Origin of the sequence: Mycobacterium sp. SMC-18 (genome assembly GCF_045310895.1) — a bacterium.
Taxonomy (GTDB): Bacteria; Actinomycetota; Actinomycetes; order Mycobacteriales; family Mycobacteriaceae; genus Mycobacterium.
Genome location: NZ_JBJIAL010000015.1, coordinates 59,057 through 80,910 on the forward strand (window position 1 = coordinate 59,057; position 21,854 = coordinate 80,910).

Consider the following 21,854-nt stretch of genomic DNA (forward strand, 5'->3'; position numbering starts at 1 on the left):
GGCGGATGGGTCTGGTCAGTTGGCCGGCTTGTAGCTGAACGACACCTTGCCGTCGGCGACGTCGGTGACCGTCAGGGTGTAGGCCCGGTTCTGGCCGCCGACGACCGCGGTGCACCGCTGCGTCGCCCCGACCTTGCTGTCCACATCGCCGGCGCACGTGACGGTGCTCGGGCTCTGACCCAGTTGCGAGGCGAGGGAACTCTCGGCCACGGACTTCTCCAGCACGGGCGTCAGGCCGTAATTCATTGCGAGCCCGGACACTTCGCTCACCAGGGCGGTGCGCCGGCTGGTGAACCCGTCGTCGGTGATGTCGCACAGCGCCACCGCACCCTGCTTGCCCTCCAGTCCCGACAGGCACGTCACCGAGTCCGGGGCCGCCTTGCGGGTGCGGGTCACCATGTCCGCCACGGCCGCCTCCAACTGCGTCTTGGAGACCGCCGGGGTCATCGAATAGCTGACCTTGCCGCCCTCGACGCCGGACACCGTGATGGTCGGCTGGATGCCGTAGGCCGGTGACATCGTGACGTCGCACCGCGTGCTCTGCCCGACCTTCGCGATGAGGCCGCGCTCGCAGATCACCGCCTGCGGCGGCTGGCTCGTGAAGGCGTCGTGGATCGCCCGCTCCAGCGACGCCTTGTCCACCATCGGCAGCTGCGCCGACGGCTTGGCCTGAACGGCTTCGGGTTCGGGGCGCGTGAGGCTGTAGACCAGCGCCGCGAGCCCCGTCAGCAGCAGCCCAGCGATGACGACAAGTGCCAGGATGCGCGCCCTCATACCCGCTATTGTGCCCGGGCTACATCAGGTCGTTTGCGGGCACGTCATTTCGGTGCTCGCGGTACCACGCCACGGTGCGCGCCAGACCGTCGTCGAGGGCCACCTGCGGCGACCAGCCCAGCGCCCGCATCTTCGAGATGTCGGGGCACCGGCGCGGCGTGCCGCCGGCCTGCAACTCGCCGGGCTTGATCTCGAGCTCGACGCCGACGGCCCGGCCGATGCGCTCCGCCAGCTCGCGGACGCTGAGTTCCTCGTCGCTGCCGATGTGGTAGACCTCGCGGTGACCGCCCTTTTCGTACATCGTCAAGATGCCCTGGACGATGTCGTCGACGTAGCAGAACGAACGCGTCTCACTGCCGTCACCCTGGATCGGGAAGGTCGGGTCACCAGCCTCCTGGCAGCCCAGCGCCCGCAGGATGAACTGGGGCTCGACGTGCTTCCACCCCATGTTGGGCCCGAACACGTTGTGCGGCCGGAAGACCTGCACCTGCCGGTAGTGGTCCTGCCCGTAGTTGAAGGCGATCAGCTCGCTGACGATCTTGCCGCCGCCGTACGAGTACCGGGGGTTGAGGCTGTCCGGCAGCATCAGCGGGATGGTCTCGGGCGTCGGGATGATCGCCGGCGTCTGGTAGACCTCGGCGGTCGAGGCGACGATGAGGTCCGGTACCCCCGCCGCGCGGCCGGCGTTGGTCACCGCGAGCGCGCCGCGCAGGCCGACGTCGAGCACCAGTTCCGGTTGTTTGTAGAAGTTCTCGGTGCCGTTGATGGCGGCGAGGTGCATGACCACCTCGGCGCCGGCGAACGCCTTCTCAAGGGCGTCCTGATCGCGGACGTCACACGTGAAGAGCTCGACGTCCGAAGCGACTTCGGCGAATCGGCTGGCATCGCCGCGGACCATGGAGTCCACGACCGCGACCTGCCAGCCGTCCCGCACCAGCCGCTTGACCAGGTAGGCGCCGATGAATCCGCCACCACCGGTGACAACGACCTTCTCAGACACGCTCGACGACCTTTCCGCTGCGGCCCACGGCGAAGTAGCTGTCGCCCAGCTCGGTGGGCGGCAGGTGGCTGTAGTGGTTCCAGTAGTCGAAGACGAAGCCGTCGGGGCTGATGAACTCGCTGATGGTGCGCGGCGAGATGGTGCCCAGCGACGGGTGGTTGTTGCCGAGGACGACGACGTCCGCGCCACTCACCGCGTCGCCGAACCGGTTGTACACCTTGTGGCCCGGGAAGGCTTCGGCCAGAACGTCATTCGGCGTCACCGGGTCGTACACGCCGATCTCGGCATCCGGGTGCGCGGCCTTCAGCTCATTGAACACCTTGATCGACATCGACCCACGCAGGTCGCTGGTCTCGGGCTGGCCCTTGAACGCCATGCCCAGCAGGTTGATCTTCAGCGGCCCTTCGGCGCCCAGCTTCCGGCGGGCGATCTCGCTGCTGATGAAGCGCACCGTCTCGGCGGGCTGGCGCTCGTTGACCAGGCGGCCGGCGGCGGTGATGTCCAGCGTGACGCCGCGTTCGCGGACGCTCTCCATCAGGATGTGCGGGTCCTTCTCCAGGCACGGCCCGCCCACCAGACCCGGCAACGGGATATTGGTGCGGTTGTATCCGAGTTTGCCCGCCGAGATCACCTCATAAGCGCTGACACCGAATGCGTCGCAAATGCGGGCGACTTCGTTGGCAAACGCGAACTGAACATCGCGGAAGGTGTTGCTCACCAATTTGATGATCTCGGCGGTCTCGATATCGGAGACCAGCACGATCGAGCTGGTGAGTTTCCGGAATACCGCGGCGGCCCGGTCGGCGACCGCCGGGTCGTCGGCACCGACGATCTGCGGCAGCTCGCGCAATTCCTGCAGCGCCTTGCCTTCCAGGGTGCGCTCGGGGCACATCGCGATGTCGAAGCTCTTGCCGCTGGCGGCCAGCATCGGCGCGACCACGTCGCGGGTGGTGCCGACCTTGACCGTCGACCGCAGGATGACCAGCGCGCCGTCCTGCATGTTTCCGGCGATGTCACGGGCCGCGGCCTCGATCATGTCGACGCGCGCGACACCGTCCGCCGACAGCGGGGTGCCGACGGTGATGATGTACGTATCGCACGAGAAGCTGTCGTCAAATGCCGTGACGGCCTTCAGTTTCCCGAATCGGGTGACGCCCTCGAGGGCGTCGGGCAGGCCGGTCTCGGTGAAATGCGGCAAACCCTGATTGGTCATATCGACCAATTCCTGACGGGTCTCGATTCCGATGACGGAGTTGCCGGCCTCGGCCAGCACGGTGGCCAGCGTCAGGCCCACATATCCCAGGCCGATGATTCCGACGTCGTATTTCTCTGGCAAATCCTCAATCCCTCCGGTCAGCCCTGTGGGAGACGGCTGATGTCATACCGCAGCGGTTGTCGCGCAAACAAGTTTCGACCTTACGGGTCGGCGGCGCATTTCGGGCCTAGGTACGCTCACAGTGTGCCGCTGCCCGCAGACCCACATCCCGCTTTCGCCACCTATGCGCATCCCGATCGCCTGGTGACCGCCGACTGGCTGTCAGGCAACATCGGACGCCCCGGTTTGGCCATCGTCGAATCCGACGAAGACGTCCTGCTGTACGACACCGGCCACATCCCCGGCGCCGTCAAGATCGACTGGCATACCGACCTCAATGACCCGCATGTCCGCGATTACATCGACGGCGCACAGTTCGCCGCGCTGATGGATCGCAAGGGCATCAGCCGCGACGACACCGTGGTGATCTACGGCGACAAGAGCAACTGGTGGGCGGCCTACGCGCTGTGGGTGTTCACGCTCTTCGGACACCCGGACGTCCGCCTCCTCGACGGGGGCCGCGACCTGTGGATCACCAACGGCCGCGACACCACCCTGGACGTCCCGAGCAAGCAGACCACCGGGTACCCGGTGGTCGAGCGCAACGACGCTCCGATCCGCGCCTTCAAGGACGACGTCCTCGCGATCCTCGGCAAAGAGCCGCTGATCGACGTCCGCTCGCCGCAGGAGTACACCGGCGAGCGCACCCACATGCCCGACTACCCGGAGGAGGGTGCGCTGCGCGGCGGCCACATCCCCACCGCGCGGTCCATCCCGTGGGCAAAGGCCGTCGACGACAGCGGCCGGTTCCGCAGCCGCGCCGAACTCGACGAGCTGTACGGCTTCATCTCCCCCGACGACAAGGCCGTCGCCTACTGCCGCATCGGCGAGCGCTCCAGCCACACCTGGTTCGTGCTGACGCACCTGATCGGCCTGCCCGCCGTCCGCAACTACGACGGTTCCTGGACCGAGTGGGGCAACGCGGTGCGGGTGCCCGTCGCTGTCGGTGAGGAACCGGGGGACGCGCCTTCGTGACCATGCCCGCGGCTCTGGCCGAGGTCGTGTCGGAGTTCTCCGAGATGCAGGGGCAGGACAAGCTGGCGCTGCTGCTGGAGTTCGCCAACGAGTTGCCGGCACTCCCGCCGTCGCTCGAGGAAGCCGCCATGGAGCCGGTGCCGGAGTGCCAGTCGCCGTTGTTCCTGCACGTCGACGCCGACGACCCCGAGCATGTGCGGCTGTACTTCAGCGCACCGGCCGAGGCCCCGACGACGCGTGGTTTCGCGGCCATCCTCGCGGCGGGCCTGGACGGCCTGCCGGCGGCCGACATCCTGGCGGTGCCCGACGATTTCTACGCCGACCTCGGGCTGGCCAAGCTGATCAGCCCGCTGCGACTGCGGGGCATGTCGGCGATGCTGACCCGCATCAAGCGCCGCCTGCGCGAAGCGGCATAGTCCGCCCGGGTACGGCTCAGAAGAACGGCAGCTTGAACTTGCCGCTGTAGTGCAGCGCGTCCGGGTTGCGCTGGCCGATGATCTTGCCGGGCACACCGCCGACGATGCCGAACGGCGGCACCTCTTTGTTGACGACGGTGTGTGCGGCCACCACAGCGCCCCGGCCGAGCAGGCACGGCAGGATCATGGCGCGCGTCGCAATCCACACGTGGTCGTCGATCACGATGGGGTCCGGCGGGTTGGGTGCCGGCACGAAGTTCGGGTGATTGATGTCGTGCCCGCCGGCGATGATGTGCGTGTCGCTGGCGATGACGACGTCGTTGCCGATCGCGATGCCCGCGCGCGCGTCCAGCAGGCAGCGGAAGCCGATGGACACCCGGTCACCGATCACCAGGTACGGAATGGACCAGACGCTGGTGCCGCGGTTGATCGCGGTGCCCTTGCCGATCTTCGCCCCGAACAGCCGGAGGTAGCCCAGCCGGATGAAGTGGAACGGGATGTGGGTGACGATCGAGCTGTAGAACAGCGCGGCGTAGGTGTCCCGGATCCGGTGCCACAGCGTCTCGCCCGGCAGCTCGTGCTTGAGGATGTTGCCGTCCTCGTCGGTCACCCACTGCATCTTCGGTGGGATGCGGACGTTCGGGTTGACCGCCCGCTTGCGCGCGATCAATTCGGGGTCTGAGGCCTGCGGCTCGACGAACAACGGTGTCCCCTTACTCGTGGCTCCCCGGCGGGTCCGGTGCGGCACCAGTATCACCCAAGCAGATGTTCGGTGAGAAAGCGCGGGTCAAGTGGGTCGATTGGGCAATCTCTAAGAAAACGTCCCGGCGCCCGCGTATCCCGAAGTGGGGATCCGCCGGTTAGGCCTTACACTGCACGCGATACATTCTTAAAGACATTTCTTAGAGAACCGCCGTCAGGAGGCACTGTGGCCAACCACGCCAGTTCCAAGATCTCCAAGGTGCTAGTCGCCAACCGTGGAGAGATTGCCGTCCGGGTCATCCGGGCTGCCAAGGACGCCGGACTGGCCAGCGTCGCCGTTTACGCCGAGCCGGACGCCGATGCGCCGCACGTGCGGCTTGCCGACGAGGCCTTCGCCCTGGGCGGCCAGACCTCGGCCGAGTCCTACCTCGTCTTCGACAAGATCCTGGACGCCGCCGCCAAGTCGGGCGCCAACGCCATCCATCCGGGCTACGGCTTCCTGTCCGAGAACGCCGACTTCGCGCAGGCCGTCCTCGACGCCGGGCTGATCTGGATCGGGCCGAGCCCGCAGTCCATCCGCGATCTGGGCGACAAGGTCACCGCGCGCCACATCGCCGCCAAGGCCAACGCGCCGCTGGTGCCGGGTACCCCGGACCCGGTCAAGGATGCCGACGAGATCCTGGCGTTCGCCAAGGAGCACGGCCTGCCGATCGCCATCAAGGCCGCCTTCGGTGGTGGCGGCCGCGGCATGAAGGTCGCCCGCACCCTCGAGGAGATCCCCGAGCTGTTCGACTCGGCCACCCGTGAGGCCGTCGCCGCCTTCGGCCGTGGCGAGTGCTTCGTCGAGCGCTACCTGGACAAGCCGCGCCACGTCGAGGCTCAGGTCATCGCCGACACGCACGGCAACGTCGTCGTCGCCGGTACCCGCGACTGCTCCCTGCAGCGCCGCTTCCAGAAGCTCGTCGAGGAGGCCCCCGCGCCGTTCCTGTCCGACGCGCAGCGCAAGGAGATCCACGAGTCGGCCAAGCGGATCTGCAAGGAAGCCGGCTACTACGGTGCGGGCACCGTCGAGTACCTGGTCGGCCAGGATGGCCTGATCAGCTTCCTCGAGGTCAACACCCGTCTGCAGGTGGAACACCCGGTCACCGAGGAGACCTCGGGCATCGACCTGGTGCTGCAGCAGTTCAAGATCGCCAACGGCGACGCCCTGGACATCACCGAGGACCCCACCCCGCGTGGCCACTCGTTCGAGTTCCGGATCAACGGCGAGGACGCCGGTCGCGGCTTCCTGCCCGCCCCCGGCCCCGTCTCCAAGTTCGAGGCGCCGACCGGCCCCGGTGTCCGGATGGACTCGGGTGTCGAGACCGGTTCGGTCATCGGCGGTCAGTTCGACTCGATGCTGGCCAAGCTGATCGTCACCGGCGCCACCCGCGACGAGGCCCTGGCCCGCTCGCGTCGTGCGCTGGCCGAGTTCAACGTCGAGGGTCTGGCCACGGTCATCCCGTTCCACCGCGCCGTGGTCTCCGACCCGGCCTTCATCGGTGACGGCGACAAGTTCGACGTGCACACCCGCTGGATCGAGACCGAGTGGAACAACACGGTCGAGCCGTTCACCGGTGGCGAGGCCCTGGACGACGAAGACGCCGCCCCGCGTCAGAAGGTCGTCGTCGAGGTCGGTGGCCGTCGCGTCGAGGTGTCGCTGCCCGGCGATCTGGCCATCGGTGGTGGCGGTGGTGGCGCAGCCACGGGTGTCATCAAGAAGAAGCCGAAGCCGCGTAAGCGTGGCGCCGCCGGCGGCAAGGCCGCCTCGGGCGACTCGGTCACCGCGCCGATGCAGGGCACCGTCGTGAAGGTCGCCGTCGAGGAGGGCCAGCAGGTCTCCGCGGGCGATCTGATCGTCGTGCTCGAGGCCATGAAGATGGAGAACCCGGTGACCGCGCACAAGGACGGCACCGTGACCGGCCTGTCGGTCGAGGCCGGCGCCGCCATCACGCAGGGCACCGTCATCGCCGAACTGAAGGACTAGTTTCCAGTCCGCTGGTTTTCTGACTCAGGGCTGCGATCCGTCACGGATCGCAGCCCTGAGTTGCATTTGAGGAGGAGTGCCGTGGAACCCATCGAGATCAATGCCGGCGCCTGGTATCTGCGCGCGCTGCGCGCCGACGACCGGATGGATGACCGGCCGTCCCTGGCGGATTTGGGTGAGCACTCCCCCGACCACGTGGAAACCCTTGCGGCACAATGGGAATCCGACACCCTCTATTCGTGGGCGGTCTGCGAGCCGACGACCGGCGAACTGCTGGCCGAGATCACCTTGGATCCGGCCACGCGCGAGATTTCTGTGCGCACGCGGGCCGGATTCGACGAGGCCGCCGCGACGGGCGTCGAGTCAGTGCGCCGCTTCGCGGCCGCGATGCTCGGTTGACGCGCCGAACGTGAACTTGATGGCGAATTTTCACGGATTTTTCGCCATCTTCTTCACGTTCGGCGGTCTCGGTCAGAACAGCAGCACCGGCAGGCTCATCGTCAACACGATGGCCATCAGCAGCAACAGGAACCACCCGGCGCCCTGCCAGGCCCACCAGACCTTGTCGCCGCGCCACGCCCGGTAGGTGCGCACGAAAGCCCACACCCCGCTGCCGAACAGGAACAGCGGGCCCGCCAGCGCCAGGACGGTGCGGTACGGCATGCTGCACGCGGCGGTGTCGTAACCGTGGCAGTGCCGGACCCAGACAGCCGCCAGCACCATGAATCCGACGCCGACGCTCCCCATCACCAGACCGAATCGCGCGGCCTGATGCACGCTGGGATCGTCGTCGCGGAAGCGATCGGTTGTCGGGCTGAGCATCACTATCACCGCCAACCCCAGTATGCGCCTGGTGGCCTCAGGGCGCCAGTGGGCCCTCGGCGATCCGCTTGATCGCGGCGAGACGCCGATCCCATTGCCTGCCAAGGGTTTCCAGCTCACTACCCAGGGCGCTGAGCTTGGCGCCCAGCGCCCGGTAGCGAATCTCCCGCCCCACTTTGACGGGCTCGACCAGCCCCGCATCGGCCAGCACCGACAGGTGCTTGGCGATGGCCTGCCGACTCACGGGCAACCGGCCGGCCAGCGCGCTCGCCGACAGGTCGTCGGCGCCCAGCTCGGTCAGGATGCGCCACCGGGTCTCGTCGGCGAGCACCGCCAGCACCGCCGGCATGTGGGTGTCGGTCACACCGCCGCCTGCAGGTACGCCACCAGGTCGTCGAGTTCGGCGGTCCAGCCGCCGCTGTTCTCGGAGTACGCGGTCTGCGGATCGGCCAGGTTCTCGAAACCCGTCTCGCGCAGATCGAGCCGGGTGCCGCCGTCGATCTCGGTGAGGTCGAAGCGGACGACCGTGGAGTTTTCCGGGGTCGGGTCGGCGTCGGCTTCACGGTGCGCCCAGCGGTAGACCAGCGTGTGCGGCGCCTCCGCGCTCTCGACGACGACCCGGAATTTGCCGTGGGCGTTCCAGCCGAAGAACCCGGTACCGCCGGGGATCGGCTCGAGTTCGGCTGCGTCACCGAACCATTGCGCGATGAGCTCGGCTTTCGTCAGAGCATCCCAGACCCGCTGGATCGGCGCGTTGATGTCGATGGTGCGGGTGATGTCCAGCGTGTCCATGATTCCCCTTCGAGCGACGTAATGTGCAACTCCAGAGTTGCACACGTCAGCCCCGACTGCAACCCTCAGATTGCACTTGCGGTCGCGCGCCGTTCTCGCAACAGCATCAGGCCAATGGTGCCGAACACCAGGTTGGCCGCGATCTCCAGAATCGCGGTGACCCACGAGAACGCCGTCACGCGCGCCCACGGCGGCGCATTGATGAAGCTGTCGCTGAAGAATCCCCACTTCGGAAGCAGATGTGCCGCAGTGAATCCCACCGCGCCGGCGTAGCCGATACCGACCGCCGCGAGCGGTGCCCACCGGTTCCGCTTGAACACCAACGTGATCGTGATCGCCGCGAGAATCAGCTGCAGCGTGCCACCCACCATCACCGCCGGTGGGACGACGTTCATGCCCCGCCGCATGTGATCAGCGCCGTGCAGCAGCAGCGCGACGGCCAAAAAGACTGCGGCCCAATCGAAGTTACGTTGCCAATTCCTGGAGTCACCAGTCATTCGGATCACCTCTACTACGCACGGTAGTAAACAGGTGCCGTTCTGTAAAGACCTGTCAGGGGTTGGCCCTACGATGCCTGGCGTGCGGATGAAACTCTTGGGCGCGGCCGGGCTGTTCTCGGGCGGCGCGGCGTATCTGCACGGCTGGGCCTGGGAACCGGCGCTGGGCGTGGCCGTCGGCGTGCCGCTGCTCCTCGCCGCCGTTCCGCACGTCATCACCGGAATGCGCACCCCGAGCCGCCACGAAGATCCCGTGCACGACATGTCCGGCACCGAATTCGAGGACTACGTCGCCCGGATCGCCCGGTCCTGCGGCGTCCCCGTCATCATGACGGAGCTGTCGGGAGACTGGGGCGTCGACCTGATCGTCGGGACGCGGCCCAATCGCCTTGCCATCCAATGCAAGCGGCTGTCCCGGCCCGTCGGCCCCGGCGCCGTCCAGGAGGTCGTCGCCGGTGCACCCATGCAGGACTGCGCGCACACCATGGTGGTCACCAACAACGACTTCACTCCGGCCGCACGGAAATTGGCCGAGTTGCACGACTGCACCCTCGTCAGCGGCAGCGAGCTGACCCGGCTGCGCGGACTGATCCGGCAGCAGGTCCTAGAGCGCCGCTAGCACGTCCCGAACCGCCTGAACCGCTTCATCGATCTCGGTCCGCGACACCGTCAGCGCCGGTCGGAACCGCACGGAGTCGGTGCCGCTGGCCAGCAGGATCACGTGGTGCTGCCACAGCCGCCTGATCACCTCGTCGCGCTGCGCGGCCGACGGCATGCTGAACGCACACATCAGCCCACGCCCGCGCGGATTGAGTACCAGCGCCGGGAATTCGCTTGCCAGGCAGCGCAATTGCCCCACTAGGTACCAGCCCATGCGCACGGCGTTGTCGATCAGCCCATCGGCCTCGATGACCTCGAGGATGCGGCGGGCCCGCACCATGTCGGTCAGGTTGCCGCCCCAGGTGGAGTTGATCCGTGAACTGACGCGGAAGACGTTGTCGGGGACGTCATCGACGCGACCACCGGCCATCACACCACACACCTGGGCCTTCTTCCCGAACGCCACGACGTCGGGTGTGACGCCCAATTGCTGGTAGGCCCAAGGGGTTCCGGTCATCCCGACGCCCGTCTGCACCTCGTCGAAGATCAGCAGCGCGTCGTACTCGAGGCACAACTCCCGCATCGCGGCGAAGAACTCGGAACGCATGTGCCGGTCGCCACCCTCACCCTGGATCGGTTCGGCGATGAAGCAGGCGATGTCGTGCGGGTACGCCTCGAAGGCCGCCCTGGCCTGGCGCAGCGATTCACGTTCCAGCGCAACGATATCCACGTCCGGCGTCACCACCGGGGCATCGATACGCGGCCAGTCGAACTTCGGGAACCGGGCGACCTTGTTGGGGTCGGTGTTGGTCAGCGACATGGTGTAGCCACTGCGGCCATGGAACGCGCCGCGCAGATGCAGGACCCGGGTGCCCAGCGCCGGGTCGATGCCGCGCGACTCGTTGAGGCGGCTCTTCCAATCGAACGCCACCTTCAGCGCGTTCTCCACGGCCAGCGCCCCACCGTCGACGAAGAACAGGTGCGGCAGCGCCGGGTCGCCGAGCACCCGCGCGAACGTCTGCACGAAGCGCGCCATCGGCACGCTGTACACGTCGGAGTTGCTCGGCTTGTTCACCGCCGCCTGCGCCAGTTCGGCGCGGAAGGCCGCATCGGTGAGCGCCGGATGGTTCATCCCCAGCGCCGACGACGCGAAGAACGTGAACATGTCGAGGTACCGGGTGCCGTCACGGGCGTCGACGAGATACGAGCCACCCGACCGGTCCAGATCGAGCACGAGATCCAGGCCGTCGGTCAGGATGCTGCGCCCCAGCACGTCGCGCACGTCGCGGGCGCTGCCCGCCGACAGCCCGTCACCAGAAGTCAGAACAGCGGTCATGGCGCCATCCTAACGCAATATTTACAGCTTGCCCGCCTTCTGACAGGAACTATTCCGGTAGTGACACCTGATCATCGTAAAAAGTCTGTAAGATGATGGTGCTTCGCGTGCGAACGTTGGCGACCGTGCGGATCCGCTGCAGCAGGCCCTCCAGCGCCCGCGCCGAGGCGACCCGCACCAGCAGGACGTAACTCTCCTCGCCGGCCACCGAATGGCAGGACTCGATTTCGGGGAAGGGTTGCAGCCGCGCCGGGGCATCATCAGGTTGGGAAGGATCGAGTGGGGTGATCGCAACGAACGCCGACAGCATGTGGCCGACGGCCTCGGGGTTGATCCGCGCTGTGTATCCGGTGATCACTCCGCGGGATTCGAGCCTGCGCACGCGCGACTGCACCGCCGACACCGACAGTCCCGCCGCCGTCGCGAGGTGTGCCAGCGTCGCGCGGCCGTCGGCCATCAGCTCCCGCACCAGGATTCGGTCGACATCGTCTAGCTGCTCGGCTTCGGCCATGGCCGGAGACTACCCGCAGGTCGTGCCATGACGGTCCAGACCTGGGAGCTGCGCGCCGCGTTCGCCGCCGCACTGTCGCGCATGTACGGCACCGAGGTTCCGGCGTACACCACGCTGGTCGAGGTCAGCACGGCCGTGAACCGGGACTGCGCCACCGACGGCCGGCTCGGTTCCCTCGACCGCGTGACCGCCGAACGCCACGGCGCGATAAGAGTCGGCAGCCCCGCCGAACTCGCTGACGTCGCAGCCCTTTTCGCAGCCTTCGGCATGTACCCCGTCGGCTTCTACGACCTGCGCGAGGCCGCCTCACCGGTGCCCGTGGTCTCCACCGCGTTCCGTCCCATCGACGCAGAAGAGCTGGACCGCAACCCGTTTCGGGTGTTCACCTCGATGCTGGCCACCGAGGATGCCCGCTTCTTCTCCCCCGATCTGCGCGCCCGGGTGCAGCGGTTCCTCGGGCAACGCCGGCTGTTCGACCCAGCGCTGATCGCCCAGGCCCGCCGGATCGCCGCCGACGGCTGCCCGGACCATGATGCCGACGATTTCGTCCGCCGCTGTACTGCCGCTTTCGCGTTGTCCCGCACGCCGATCGACAAGGCCTGGTACGACGAGCTCAGTGAGATCTCGGCCGTCGCCGCGGACATCGCCGGCGTGGCCACGACCCACATCAACCATCTGACCCCACGCGTCCTCGACATCGACGAGCTGTACCGGCGGATGACGGCCCGCGGCATCACCATGATCGACGCGATCCAAGGTCCGCCCCGCACAGATGGACCGCAGGTCCTGTTGCGGCAGACCTCGTTTCGGGCCCTGGCCGAGCCACGCACGTTCCGCAACCCCGACGGCACGGTGTTCGACGGGAGTCTGCGGGTGCGCTTCGGTGAGGTCGAGGCCCGCGGAGTGGCGCTGACCCGCGCCGGCCGGGAGCGCTACGACGCCGCGATGGCCGACCAGGAAAACTGGGACCGGTACTTTCCCGCCACCGACGCCGAGATGGCGACACAGGGCCTGGCCTACTACCGCGGCGGCGACCCCACGAAACCCGTTGTCTACGAGGACTTCCTGCCGGCCTCCGCGGCCGGCATCTTCCGGTCGAACCTGGACCGGGATGCGCAGCCGGCAGCCGCCGACGACCACTCCGACTACAGCCTCGACTGGATGGCCGGTGCCATCGGCCATCACATCCATGACCCGTACGACCTCTACGAGAAAGCGGCATCATGACTCCCCTTCAACCGCAAGTGCAGAATCTCCTCCCGACTGCCGATCAACTGCGCGACCGCGTGCGTACCGCGCTGCAGGCCGTCGGTGCCCACGTCACGCTGGGTGAGCCCGGCGACCACGGCTTGCACGCCAGCACGCCCATCACCGGCGAAGTGCTCTTCACCATTCCGGAGAGCACCTCCGCCGATACGGATGCGGCGATCGCCGAAGCGGCGCAGGCCTTTTCCACGTGGCGCACCACCCCGGCGCCGGGACGCGGCGCGCTCGTGGCCCGGCTGGGTGAGCTGCTCGTCGAGCACAAGGCCGATCTGGGCACGCTGGTGACCATCGAGGCCGGCAAGATCACCTCCGAGGCCCTCGGCGAAGTGCAGGAGATGATCGACGTCTGCCAGTTCGCGGTGGGTCTCTCGCGCCAGCTGTACGGGCGCACCATCGCCTCGGAGCGGCCCGGCCACCGGCTCATGGAGAACTGGCATCCGCTGGGGGTCGTCGGCGTCATCACCGCGTTCAATTTCCCCGTCGCCGTGTGGGCCTGGAACGCCGCCATCGCGCTGGTGTGCGGCGACACCGTGGTGTGGAAGCCCTCCGAGCTCACCCCGCTGACCGCCGTCGCCTGCCAGGCGCTGCTCGAGCGCGCCGCGGCCGACGTCGGAGCACCAGCGCATGTCGGCCGGTTGGTGCTGGGCGGCCGCGACATCGGCGAACAGGTGGTGGACGACCCCCGCGTCGCGCTGCTGAGCGCGACGGGATCAGTGCGAAGGGGTCAGGAGATCGGCCCGCGGGTGGCCCAGCGGTTCGGCAAGGTGCTGCTGGAACTCGGCGGCAACAACGCGACCATCGTCACGCCGTCGGCCGATCTCGATCTCGCGGTGCGGGGCATCGTGTTCGCCGCTGCCGGGACCGCAGGCCAGCGGTGCACCACGCTGCGCCGCGTCATCGCGCACCACAGCGTGGTGGACACGCTGGTGCAGCGCATCGTCACCGCGTATCAGAGCCTGCCCGTCGGTGACCCGTCCGCCGAGGGAACCCTGATCGGACCACTGATCCACGAGCGGTCGTACCGCGACATGGTGGGCGCGCTGGAACAGGCGCAGGCCGAAGGCGGCGAGGTGACCGGTGGCGAACGCGTCCAGCTGCACCCCAGCTCCTACTACGTCACGCCGGCGGTGGTCCGGATGCCCGGGCAGACGGCCATCGTGCACCAGGAGACGTTCGCGCCGATCCTGTACGTGCTGACGTACGACACCCTCGACGAGGCCATCGCTCTCAACAATGCTGTTCCCCAAGGCCTTTCGTCGGCCATCTTCACCACCGACATCCGGGAGGCCGAACGCTTCATGGCCGCCGACGGGTCGGACTGCGGCATCGCCAACGTCAACATCGGCACCTCCGGCGCGGAGATCGGCGGCGCGTTCGGTGGCGAGAAGCAGACCGGCGGCGGCCGCGAATCCGGTTCCGATTCCTGGAAGGCCTACATGCGCCGGGCCACCAACACCGTCAACTACTCCTCGGAACTGCCGCTGGCTCAAGGCGTGCAGTTCGGCTGAGGTAGACATGAGCCCGTGAAGATCGAAGGTGCGGTGGCTGTCGTCACCGGAGCGGGCTCGGGCATCGGCAGGTCCATCGCGACGGCGCTGGCGGCCGCGGGCGCATCGGTCGTGGCCGGCGACATCAATGCCGAGGCCGCCGCCGAGACGGCCGCGGGCTACGGCGGTGTCGGCGTCAGCGCGGACGCGTCGTCGGTCGACGGCATCGCGACACTGCTCGACGCCGCACGCGATGCGTACGGGCCCGTCGACATCTACGTCGCCAACGCCGGCATCACCGGCGAACCAGGACTGGGCGACGACGAAGCTGCCTGGGACCGCATCATCGACATCAACCTGCGTGCGCACATCCGGGCCGCGAAAGCCGTTGTGCCGGAATGGGTCGAGCGCGGCGGCGGGCATTTCGTCGCTGTCGCCTCCGCCGCCGGCCTGCTCACCCAGCTCGGTGCGGCCGGGTACAGCGTCACCAAGCACGCCGCCGTCGGGTTCGCGGAGTGGCTGACCATCACGTACGGCGACCAGGGCATCGGCGTCAGCTGCGTCTGCCCGATGGGTGTCGACACGCCACTGCTGCGCGGCATGACGGACTCCCCCGATTCCGCGATCCGGGTGGCCGGCAATGCCGTGACCCACGCGGGTAACGTCGTCGGGCCCGATCACGTCGCCGCCCTGGTGGTCAAGGCCATCGAGGACGGCACGTTCCTGGTCCTCCCGCACCCCGAGGTGCTGGAGATGTACCGCCACAAGGGCGCCGACTACGACCGCTGGATCGCCGGCATGCGGCGCTACCAGCGGACCCTCTGACCTGCGATTTGTGCACAATTTTCCGCGCTGACCGCGGATTTTCGTGCACAAATCCCTCAGGCATGTCAGACCCGCCGGGCAGTATGGACACGTGAATCCACTCGACAGGTTCAGTGACCTGACCCGGGAGTGGTTCGCGGCTGCCTTCAGCACGCCCACCCCGGCCCAGGAGCAGGCCTGGCAGGCCATCGCCGACGGCCACAACACGCTGGTCATCGCCCCGACCGGGTCCGGCAAGACCCTGGCGGCGTTCCTCTGGGCCATCGACCAGCTGGCGCAGGAGCCCACCAACACCAACGGCGCCAAGGGCACAAAAGTCCTCTACGTCTCGCCGCTGAAGGCCCTCGCGGTCGACGTCGAGCGCAACCTGTCCACGCCGCTCACCGGCATCACGCGGGTCGCCGAGCGCGTGGGCGCACCCGCGCCCGAGATCACCGTCGGCGTGCGGTCGGGTGACACGTCGCCGGCGCAGCGGCGCCAGCTGATCGCGACACCGCCGGACATCCTGATCACCACACCCGAGTCGCTGTTCCTCATGCTGACGTCGGCGGCCCGCGAGACGCTGGCGACGGTGCGAACCGTCATCGTCGACGAGGTACACGCCGTCGCCGCCACCAAGCGCGGCGCACACCTGGCCCTGTCGCTGGAACGTCTCGACGAGCTGCTCGACAAGCCGGCCCAGCGGATCGGCCTGTCCGCGACCGTCAAGCCACCCGAGGAGGTCGCCCGGTTCCTGTCGGGAGCGGCCCCCACCAGCATCGTCAAACCGCCGGCCGCCAAGACCTTCGACCTGAGCGTCGAAGTACCGGTACCGGACATGGCCAACCTCGACGGCGGCACCATCTGGCCCGATGTCGAGGAACGCATCGTCGACCTGATCGAGTCGCACAATTCGTCGCTGGTGTTTGCCAACTCCCGGCGCCTGGCCGAACGGCTCACCGCGCGGCTCAACGAGATTCACGCGGCCCGCTCGGGCATCGAACTGCCCAATGAACGCAACCCGCAGGTCGGTGGCGGCGCGCCCGCCAACCTCATGGGCAGCGGGCAGACCTTCGGCGCGCCGAGCCTGCTGGCCAAGGCTCACCACGGCTCGGTCAGCAAGGAGGCCCGGGCGCAGGTCGAAGAGGATCTCAAGAGCGGCCGGCTCAAAGCCGTCGTCGCCACGTCCAGCCTGGAACTCGGTATCGACATGGGCGCCGTCGACCTGGTCATCCAGGTCGAGGCGCCGCCTTCGGTGGCCAGTGGTCTGCAGCGCATCGGCCGCGCCGGCCACCAGGTCGGTGAAACCTCCGAGGGTGTGCTGCTGCCCAAGCACCGCACCGACCTGATCGACTGCGCCGTCACCGTGCAGCGGATGCGCGCGGGCGAGATCGAGACCCTGCAGGTGCCCACCAATCCCCTCGACGTGCTGGCCCAGCACACCGTCGCGGCGGCGGCTCTCGAGCCCCTCGACGCCGACCGCTGGTTCGAGGCCGTCCGCCGCAGTGCACCGTTCGCCGCCCTGCCGCGCACCGCCTTCGAAGCGACGCTCGACCTACTGGCCGGCAAGTACCCGTCCACCGAATTCGCCGAGCTGCGGCCGCGTCTGGTCTACGACCGCGACACCGGCACCCTGACCGCCCGGCCGGGCGCGCAACGGCTGGCGGTCACGTCCGGCGGGGCGATCCCGGACCGCGGCATGTTCACCGTCTACCTGGCCACGGGTGACGAAAAGCACTCGCGGGTAGGTGAACTCGATGAGGAGATGGTCTACGAGTCACGGCCCGGCGACGTCATCTCCCTGGGCGCCACCAGCTGGCGGATCACCGAGATCACCCACGACCGGGTGCTGGTGCTGCCCGCGCCCGGCCAGCCCGCGCGGTTGCCGTTCTGGCGCGGCGACGCCGTCGGCCGCCCCGCCGAGCTGGGTGCGGCGATCGGCGCCTTCACCGGGAAGCTCGCCGGACTGCCGCGCACCGAGTTCGACGACTACTGCAGCACAATGGGTTTCAACGGCTACGCCACCGACAACCTGTGGCAGCTGCTCGACGAACAGCGGCAGGCCACCGGTACGGTGCCCACCGACACCACGTTCGTGGTGGAACGGTTCCGCGACGAGCTCGGCGACTGGCGGATCGTTCTGCACTCCCCCTACGGGCTGCGGGTGCACGGGCCGCTGGCGCTGGCGGTCGGCCGACGCATCATGGAGCGGTACGGCATCGACGAGAAGCCCACCGCATCCGACGACGGCATCGTGCTGCGGCTGCCCGATACCGGGGAAAACCCGCCCGGCGCAGACATTTTCGTCTTCGAGGCCGACGAGATCGAGCCCATCGTCACCGCTGAGGTCGGCGGGTCGGCACTGTTCGCGTCGCGTTTCCGCGAATGCGCGGCACGGGCGCTGCTGCTCCCGCGGCGCCATCCCGGCAAGCGGTCGCCGCTGTGGCATCAGCGGCAGCGCGCCGCGCAGCTGCTCGACATCGCCCGCAAGTACCCGGATTTCCCGATCGTGCTGGAGACGGTGCGGGAATGCCTGCAGGACGTCTACGACGTGCCGATGCTCATCGAGTTGATGCGCCGCGTCGCACAACGCCGCATCCGGGTGCTCGACGTGCAGACCGCCACGCCGTCGCCGTTCGCCGCATCGCTGCTGTTCGGTTACGTCGGCGCGTTCATGTACGAGGGCGACAGCCCCCTCGCCGAACGCCGGGCTGCCGCACTGTCGTTGGACGCCACCCTGTTGGCCGAGCTTCTGGGCCGCGTCGAGCTGCGGGAACTGCTCGACCCGGACGTGGTCACCGCCACCATCCGGCAACTGCAACATCTGACCGAAGACCGGGCCGCGCGCGACGCCGAAGGCATCGCCGACCTCCTGCGGCTGCTCGGGCCGCTCACCACCGAGGAACTCCGGCAGCGTTGCACCGCAAGCGATGTCGAGGCCTGGTGCGCCACCTTGCAAGCTGCCAAACGCGCCGTCTCGGTGACGTTCGCCGGCCAGAGCTGGTGGGCCGCCGTCGAAGACATGGGCCTGTTGCGCGACGGCCTCGGTGTCGCGGTGCCGGTCGGCGTGCCGGCCAGTTTCACCGCCACCGTGACCGACCCGCTGGGTGAACTGCTCGGCCGCTACGCCAGGACCAACGGGCCGTTCACGACGACGCAGGCCGCCGCCCGGTTCGGCCTCGGCCACCGGGTGACCGCCGATGCCCTGAGTCGGATGGTGCTGGACGGCAAGCTCATTCGCGGTGAGTTCACCGATCTGCCGGACGGCGTCGACCAGCAGTGGTGTGACGCCACGGTGCTGAAGATTCTGCGGCGCCGGTCGCTGGCCGCGCTGCGGGCCCAGATCGAACCCGTGAGCACGGCCGCGTACGCCCGGTTTCTGCCGGCCTGGCAGCAGTTCGGTGATGCCCGCGGCATCGACGGCCTGGCGTCGGTCATCGAACAGCTTGCGGGCGTGCCGATTCCGGCGTCCGCGGTCGAGCCGCTCGTGTTCGGCCAGCGGGTGTCGGACTATCAGCCGGCGATGCTCGACGAACTGCTGGCCTCCGGTGAGGTCACCTGGTCGGGCGCCGGCCAGATCGGCGCCAACGACGGCTGGGTCGTCTTCCATCGAGCCGACACCGCGCCGCTGTCACTGGCGCCGGGCACCGAGATCGAGTTCACCGACGCGCACCGCGAGCTGCTGGACACGCTGAGCAACGGCGGCGGCTACTTCTTCCGGCAGCTGGCCGCAGAGGACAGCACCGATGCGAAACAGGCGCTGTGGGAACTGATCTGGGCCGGCTGGGTCACCGGCGATACCTTCGCGCCGGTACGGGCGCTCCTCGGCAACGCGGGACGCAAACCCGGTGGATCGCACCGGCAGCGGCAGCAGCGTCCGCCCCGGCTCAGCCGGTACAGCGTCGCCCGGCCGCAGGCCCGCACCGTCGATCCGACTGTTGCCGGCCGGTGGTCGGCCCTGCCACCCGCTGAGCCGGAATCCACGACACGGGCACACTTTCAGGCCGAGCTGCTCCTCAACCGCTATGGCGTCGTCACGCGTGGCGCGGCCGACGGTCTGCCCGGCGGGTTCGCCACCCTCTACAAAGTGCTGACCGCTTTCGAGGAGGCCGGACGCTGCCAGCGCGGGTATTTCATCGAATCCCTCGGTGGTGCACAGTTCGCGGTGGCCTCGACGGTGGACCGGCTGCGCAACTATCTCGACAACGTCGACCAGAGCAGCCCCGACTACACCGCCATCGTGCTCGCCGCCACTGACCCGGGAAATCCCTACGGCGTCGCGCTCCCCTGGCCCGAGGCAGCCGGCCACCGGCCGGGCCGCAAGGCGGGCGCGCTGGTCGCGTTGGTCGACGGCGAGTTGGTGTGGTTCCTGGAGCGCGGCGGAAAATCGTTGTTGTCGTTCGGCGCCACCCCGGAACAACAACGCGCGGCGGCCGGTGCGCTGGCGGAGCTGGTGAGCACCGGTCGGCTGCAGTCGCTGTTGATCGAGAAGGTCGACGGGGAGCCGGTATTGGCCCCTACCCCCGACGCGGCGCAGGCCGAGGTCCACGCCGCGCTTGCCGACGCCGGTTTCTCCCGAACGCCGCGGGGGCTGCGGCTGCGCTAGGCCTCCGACGAGAGGTTCGGCAGTATCGACCGCATGGAAAGTGGGTTGTCAGACGCCGCCATCGCCGCGATGACGCCGGCGCAGCGGCACGACCTGATCATGCGCTTGCAGCGTCCACTGGATGAAGTGTTCCCGCCTGCGATGGCGAGGCGAATGCGGCGCATCCGGCTGACGGTGATGACCGGCAGCTGCATCGTGCTGATCCCGTGGGTCGTCTACCTCGGATTCACGCTTCCGGACAACTACACGGCGCACAACTGGCCCGCGACCTGGATCGGTTTCGACGGTCTCCTCGTCGCGTTCATGGCCACGACCGCGGTGCTGGGCTGGTTGCGTCGTCAACTCGTGCTGCTCACCGCGTTCACGACCGGGGTGCTGTTGGTCTGTGATGCCTGGTTCGACGTCATGACGTCCGATTTCGGCCACGACTCGACAGTGCCGTTGGTCACCGCGGTCTTGATCGAACTCCCGCTGGCGGTGCTCATGATGACCGGCGCCATCCGGATTCTGCGTCTGACCGCGACGCGGCTGTGGTTCCTCGAACCCGGCGCACCGCTGTGGCGGCTGCCGCTGCTGCCCTAGTTGGTCGAGGGTGTGGGTGGTGGTTCGAAGGGTTGGTACCACCACCATTGGGCGCGCTCCCCGGTCGGTCCGGGGCAGGGCGGCACAGCAGGGCGGGCCGTGGTGGGTGTCCGCGCCAGGGATCCGCCGTCGAGTTGTCGGCCCGCGGCATCGGTGACGACCAGCCGATCGGCCGGCCCGGTGATCGTGATGACCCGCTGGTGATGCAGCCGATGGTGGTACGGGCACACCAGCACCAGGTTGTGCAGCTCGGTTTCCCCGCCGTTCTCCCAGTGAATGATGTGATGGGCGTGCAAGCCGCGGGTGGCCCCGCACCCCGGTACCCGGCAGCACCGGTCGCGGTGCTCCAGCGCAAGGCGCAGCCGGCGGCTGATGGTGCGGGTCGACCGGCCGGCCCCGAACGGCTGCCCGTGCTTCTCGAGCCACACCTCGCACGTCGCATCGCACAACAAAAGCCGGCGCTCGTCGTCGGTGAGCACCGACCCCAGATGCAAGGCGGCCGTGCGCTGTTCGAGGTCCGCATGCACGACGACGGTGGTGCGCTGCCCATGCGGCCGCCGTGCCACGTCGGCGTCCCAGCCGGCCTCGACCACGCTCATGAACGCATCCACCTGGTTCGGGAACGGCGGTGCCTGCTCCGACACTTGCCCTTCGGGGTCTTCGTGGTCGCGTTTCCAGTCCGCGACCAACGCATCCTGATGCGACGCCAGCGCCGCATCGAACTTCGCCGCCTCCAGCTTCGACAGCCGAATCTTGTAGGTGACCGAGCCGTCGTCGTGGCTGGTCTTGGCGATCGACCGCTCCGGTTCCGGCTTCGGGCTCCGGCTCCGGCCGCGGCTCCAGTCTCACCGCAGTGCGCAACTGCGTGACCGTGGCGCTCTCGGCGAACTGCGCGTAGTGCTCATCAGAACCGTCGGCCGCGTGTTCGGCGACCACCCCGACCTGATCCAGCGACAACAGACCCGCCCGCATCGCCTCCACGCAGCGCGGGAATTCCTCCAACCGGTGCGCCACCGCCACCATCACTTCCGCATTACGCGGCGACACACCGGTTTTCCATGCCATCAGCGACGCCATCGACCGGGCACCGGTGGCACCCCAGAGCCCGTCCCGGTCGATCTCGGCGGCAATCTGCACCAGCCGCGCGTCGATCGCGTTGCGCTGACCGGTCAGCTCACCGATCTCCGCGAAGTACGCATCCATCCGCTCACACGGCGACGACTCAACATCGAAAGCCGTTGCGCTGCTGGACATGACACCATCAAAGCAGAAGGGTACGACAA

Annotated in this window: 20 protein-coding genes and 1 pseudogene; 10 read left to right on the forward strand and 11 right to left on the reverse strand. The window is 68.2% G+C overall.

Going from position 1 to position 21,854, the window contains the following annotated elements:
- Window positions 1-15: 15 nt before the first annotated feature.
- The 3 genes from ACJH6J_RS15495 to ACJH6J_RS15505 are packed head-to-tail and all read right to left on the reverse strand — an operon-like array spanning window position 16 to window position 3,110.
- The gene (locus tag ACJH6J_RS15495; protein WP_029120187.1) at window positions 16-774 is read right to left on the reverse strand and encodes a DUF4333 domain-containing protein; all 759 of its coding nucleotides are present in this window, start codon (window positions 772-774) and stop codon (window positions 16-18) included.
- Window positions 775-793: 19 nt separating this feature from the next.
- Window positions 794-1,774 (reverse strand): SDR family NAD(P)-dependent oxidoreductase, encoded by a 981-nt coding sequence (locus tag ACJH6J_RS15500; protein WP_318986421.1) that lies wholly within the window; start codon window positions 1,772-1,774, stop codon window positions 794-796.
- On the reverse strand, window positions 1,767-3,110 hold the full coding sequence (locus ACJH6J_RS15505) for a nucleotide sugar dehydrogenase (RefSeq protein WP_318986420.1): 1,344 nt from the start codon (window positions 3,108-3,110) through the stop codon (window positions 1,767-1,769). Before ACJH6J_RS15505 ends, ACJH6J_RS15500 begins: the two co-directional genes overlap by 8 nt.
- A gap of 123 nt (window positions 3,111-3,233) precedes the next feature.
- Between ACJH6J_RS15505 and ACJH6J_RS15510 the strand changes: the two genes are divergently transcribed.
- Together ACJH6J_RS15510 and ACJH6J_RS15515 are read left to right on the forward strand one after the other, a co-directional pair.
- Window positions 3,234-4,124, forward strand: a complete 891-nt coding sequence (locus tag ACJH6J_RS15510; protein ID WP_064858492.1) for a sulfurtransferase — start codon at window positions 3,234-3,236, stop codon at window positions 4,122-4,124.
- A 2-nt stretch (window positions 4,125-4,126) separates the two neighbouring features.
- Complete coding sequence (locus ACJH6J_RS15515) at window positions 4,127-4,540, forward strand: SufE family protein (RefSeq protein ID WP_406783850.1); 414 nt, start codon at window positions 4,127-4,129, stop codon at window positions 4,538-4,540.
- Between the two features lie 16 nt (window positions 4,541-4,556).
- Here ACJH6J_RS15515 and ACJH6J_RS15520 read toward each other — a convergent pair whose 3' ends face one another.
- On the reverse strand, window positions 4,557-5,288 hold the full coding sequence (locus tag ACJH6J_RS15520) for an acyltransferase (RefSeq protein WP_318986418.1): 732 nt from the start codon (window positions 5,286-5,288) through the stop codon (window positions 4,557-4,559).
- A gap of 180 nt (window positions 5,289-5,468) precedes the next feature.
- On the opposite strand from ACJH6J_RS15520, the gene ACJH6J_RS15525 reads away from it, so the two are divergent.
- Together ACJH6J_RS15525 and ACJH6J_RS15530 are read left to right on the forward strand one after the other, a co-directional pair.
- Window positions 5,469-7,268, forward strand: a complete 1,800-nt coding sequence (locus tag ACJH6J_RS15525; protein WP_138250095.1) for an acetyl/propionyl/methylcrotonyl-CoA carboxylase subunit alpha — start codon at window positions 5,469-5,471, stop codon at window positions 7,266-7,268.
- An 81-nt stretch (window positions 7,269-7,349) separates the two neighbouring features.
- Window positions 7,350-7,667, forward strand: coding sequence for a hypothetical protein (locus ACJH6J_RS15530; RefSeq protein ID WP_406804174.1), 318 nt, complete (start codon window positions 7,350-7,352; stop codon window positions 7,665-7,667).
- A gap of 72 nt (window positions 7,668-7,739) precedes the next feature.
- Here ACJH6J_RS15530 and ACJH6J_RS15535 read toward each other — a convergent pair whose 3' ends face one another.
- The 4 genes from ACJH6J_RS15535 to ACJH6J_RS15550 form a co-directional block, all read right to left on the reverse strand.
- Window positions 7,740-8,090 (reverse strand): hypothetical protein, encoded by a 351-nt coding sequence (locus ACJH6J_RS15535; protein WP_318986415.1) that lies wholly within the window; start codon window positions 8,088-8,090, stop codon window positions 7,740-7,742.
- Between the two features lie 37 nt (window positions 8,091-8,127).
- Window positions 8,128-8,439, reverse strand: coding sequence for a metalloregulator ArsR/SmtB family transcription factor (locus tag ACJH6J_RS15540; protein ID WP_318986450.1), 312 nt, complete (start codon window positions 8,437-8,439; stop codon window positions 8,128-8,130).
- Window positions 8,440-8,450: 11 nt separating this feature from the next.
- Window positions 8,451-8,882 (reverse strand): SRPBCC family protein, encoded by a 432-nt coding sequence (locus ACJH6J_RS15545; RefSeq protein ID WP_406804175.1) that lies wholly within the window; start codon window positions 8,880-8,882, stop codon window positions 8,451-8,453.
- Window positions 8,883-8,947: 65 nt separating this feature from the next.
- Window positions 8,948-9,379, reverse strand: coding sequence for a hypothetical protein (locus ACJH6J_RS15550; RefSeq protein WP_406804176.1), 432 nt, complete (start codon window positions 9,377-9,379; stop codon window positions 8,948-8,950).
- A 73-nt stretch (window positions 9,380-9,452) separates the two neighbouring features.
- On the opposite strand from ACJH6J_RS15550, the gene ACJH6J_RS15555 reads away from it, so the two are divergent.
- The gene (locus ACJH6J_RS15555; protein WP_406804177.1) at window positions 9,453-9,998 is read left to right on the forward strand and encodes a restriction endonuclease; all 546 of its coding nucleotides are present in this window, start codon (window positions 9,453-9,455) and stop codon (window positions 9,996-9,998) included.
- Here ACJH6J_RS15555 and lat read toward each other — a convergent pair.
- Together lat and ACJH6J_RS15565 are read right to left on the reverse strand one after the other, a co-directional pair.
- Window positions 9,984-11,315: an L-lysine 6-transaminase gene (gene lat, locus ACJH6J_RS15560; protein ID WP_406804178.1), complete on the reverse strand. Its 1,332-nt coding sequence runs from the start codon at window positions 11,313-11,315 to the stop codon at window positions 9,984-9,986. The two genes, ACJH6J_RS15555 and lat, sit on opposite strands and share 15 nt — an antisense overlap.
- Window positions 11,316-11,364: 49 nt before the next feature.
- Window positions 11,365-11,826 carry an Lrp/AsnC family transcriptional regulator gene (locus ACJH6J_RS15565; RefSeq protein ID WP_133426946.1) on the reverse strand — a complete coding sequence of 154 codons (462 nt, stop codon included), beginning with the start codon at window positions 11,824-11,826 and terminating at the stop codon, window positions 11,365-11,367.
- A 27-nt stretch (window positions 11,827-11,853) separates the two neighbouring features.
- Here ACJH6J_RS15565 and ACJH6J_RS15570 point away from each other — a divergent pair, with 27 nt between their 5' ends.
- The 5 genes from ACJH6J_RS15570 (at window position 11,854) to ACJH6J_RS15590 (ending at window position 20,571) form a co-directional block, all read left to right on the forward strand.
- The gene (locus tag ACJH6J_RS15570; RefSeq protein WP_406804179.1) at window positions 11,854-13,053 is read left to right on the forward strand and encodes a 2-oxoadipate dioxygenase/decarboxylase family protein; all 1,200 of its coding nucleotides are present in this window, start codon (window positions 11,854-11,856) and stop codon (window positions 13,051-13,053) included.
- Window positions 13,050-14,600, forward strand: coding sequence for an aldehyde dehydrogenase family protein (locus ACJH6J_RS15575; RefSeq protein WP_406804180.1), 1,551 nt, complete (start codon window positions 13,050-13,052; stop codon window positions 14,598-14,600). The genes ACJH6J_RS15570 and ACJH6J_RS15575 overlap by 4 nt, the downstream gene beginning before the upstream one ends.
- 15 nt (window positions 14,601-14,615) lie before the next feature.
- The gene (locus ACJH6J_RS15580) at window positions 14,616-15,404 is read left to right on the forward strand and encodes an SDR family oxidoreductase (RefSeq protein ID WP_406804181.1); all 789 of its coding nucleotides are present in this window, start codon (window positions 14,616-14,618) and stop codon (window positions 15,402-15,404) included.
- A 91-nt stretch (window positions 15,405-15,495) separates the two neighbouring features.
- Window positions 15,496-19,989 carry an ATP-dependent helicase gene (locus ACJH6J_RS15585; protein WP_406804182.1) on the forward strand — a complete coding sequence of 1,498 codons (4,494 nt, stop codon included), beginning with the start codon at window positions 15,496-15,498 and terminating at the stop codon, window positions 19,987-19,989.
- A 33-nt stretch (window positions 19,990-20,022) separates the two neighbouring features.
- On the forward strand, window positions 20,023-20,571 hold the full coding sequence (locus ACJH6J_RS15590) for a hypothetical protein (RefSeq protein WP_406804183.1): 549 nt from the start codon (window positions 20,023-20,025) through the stop codon (window positions 20,569-20,571).
- On the opposite strand, the pseudogene ACJH6J_RS15595 reads toward ACJH6J_RS15590, so the two are convergent.
- A pseudogene (locus ACJH6J_RS15595) lies at window positions 20,568-21,825 on the reverse strand (HNH endonuclease signature motif containing protein). The gene ACJH6J_RS15590 and the pseudogene ACJH6J_RS15595 sit on opposite strands and share 4 nt — an antisense overlap.
- Window positions 21,826-21,854: the final 29 nt, after the last annotated feature.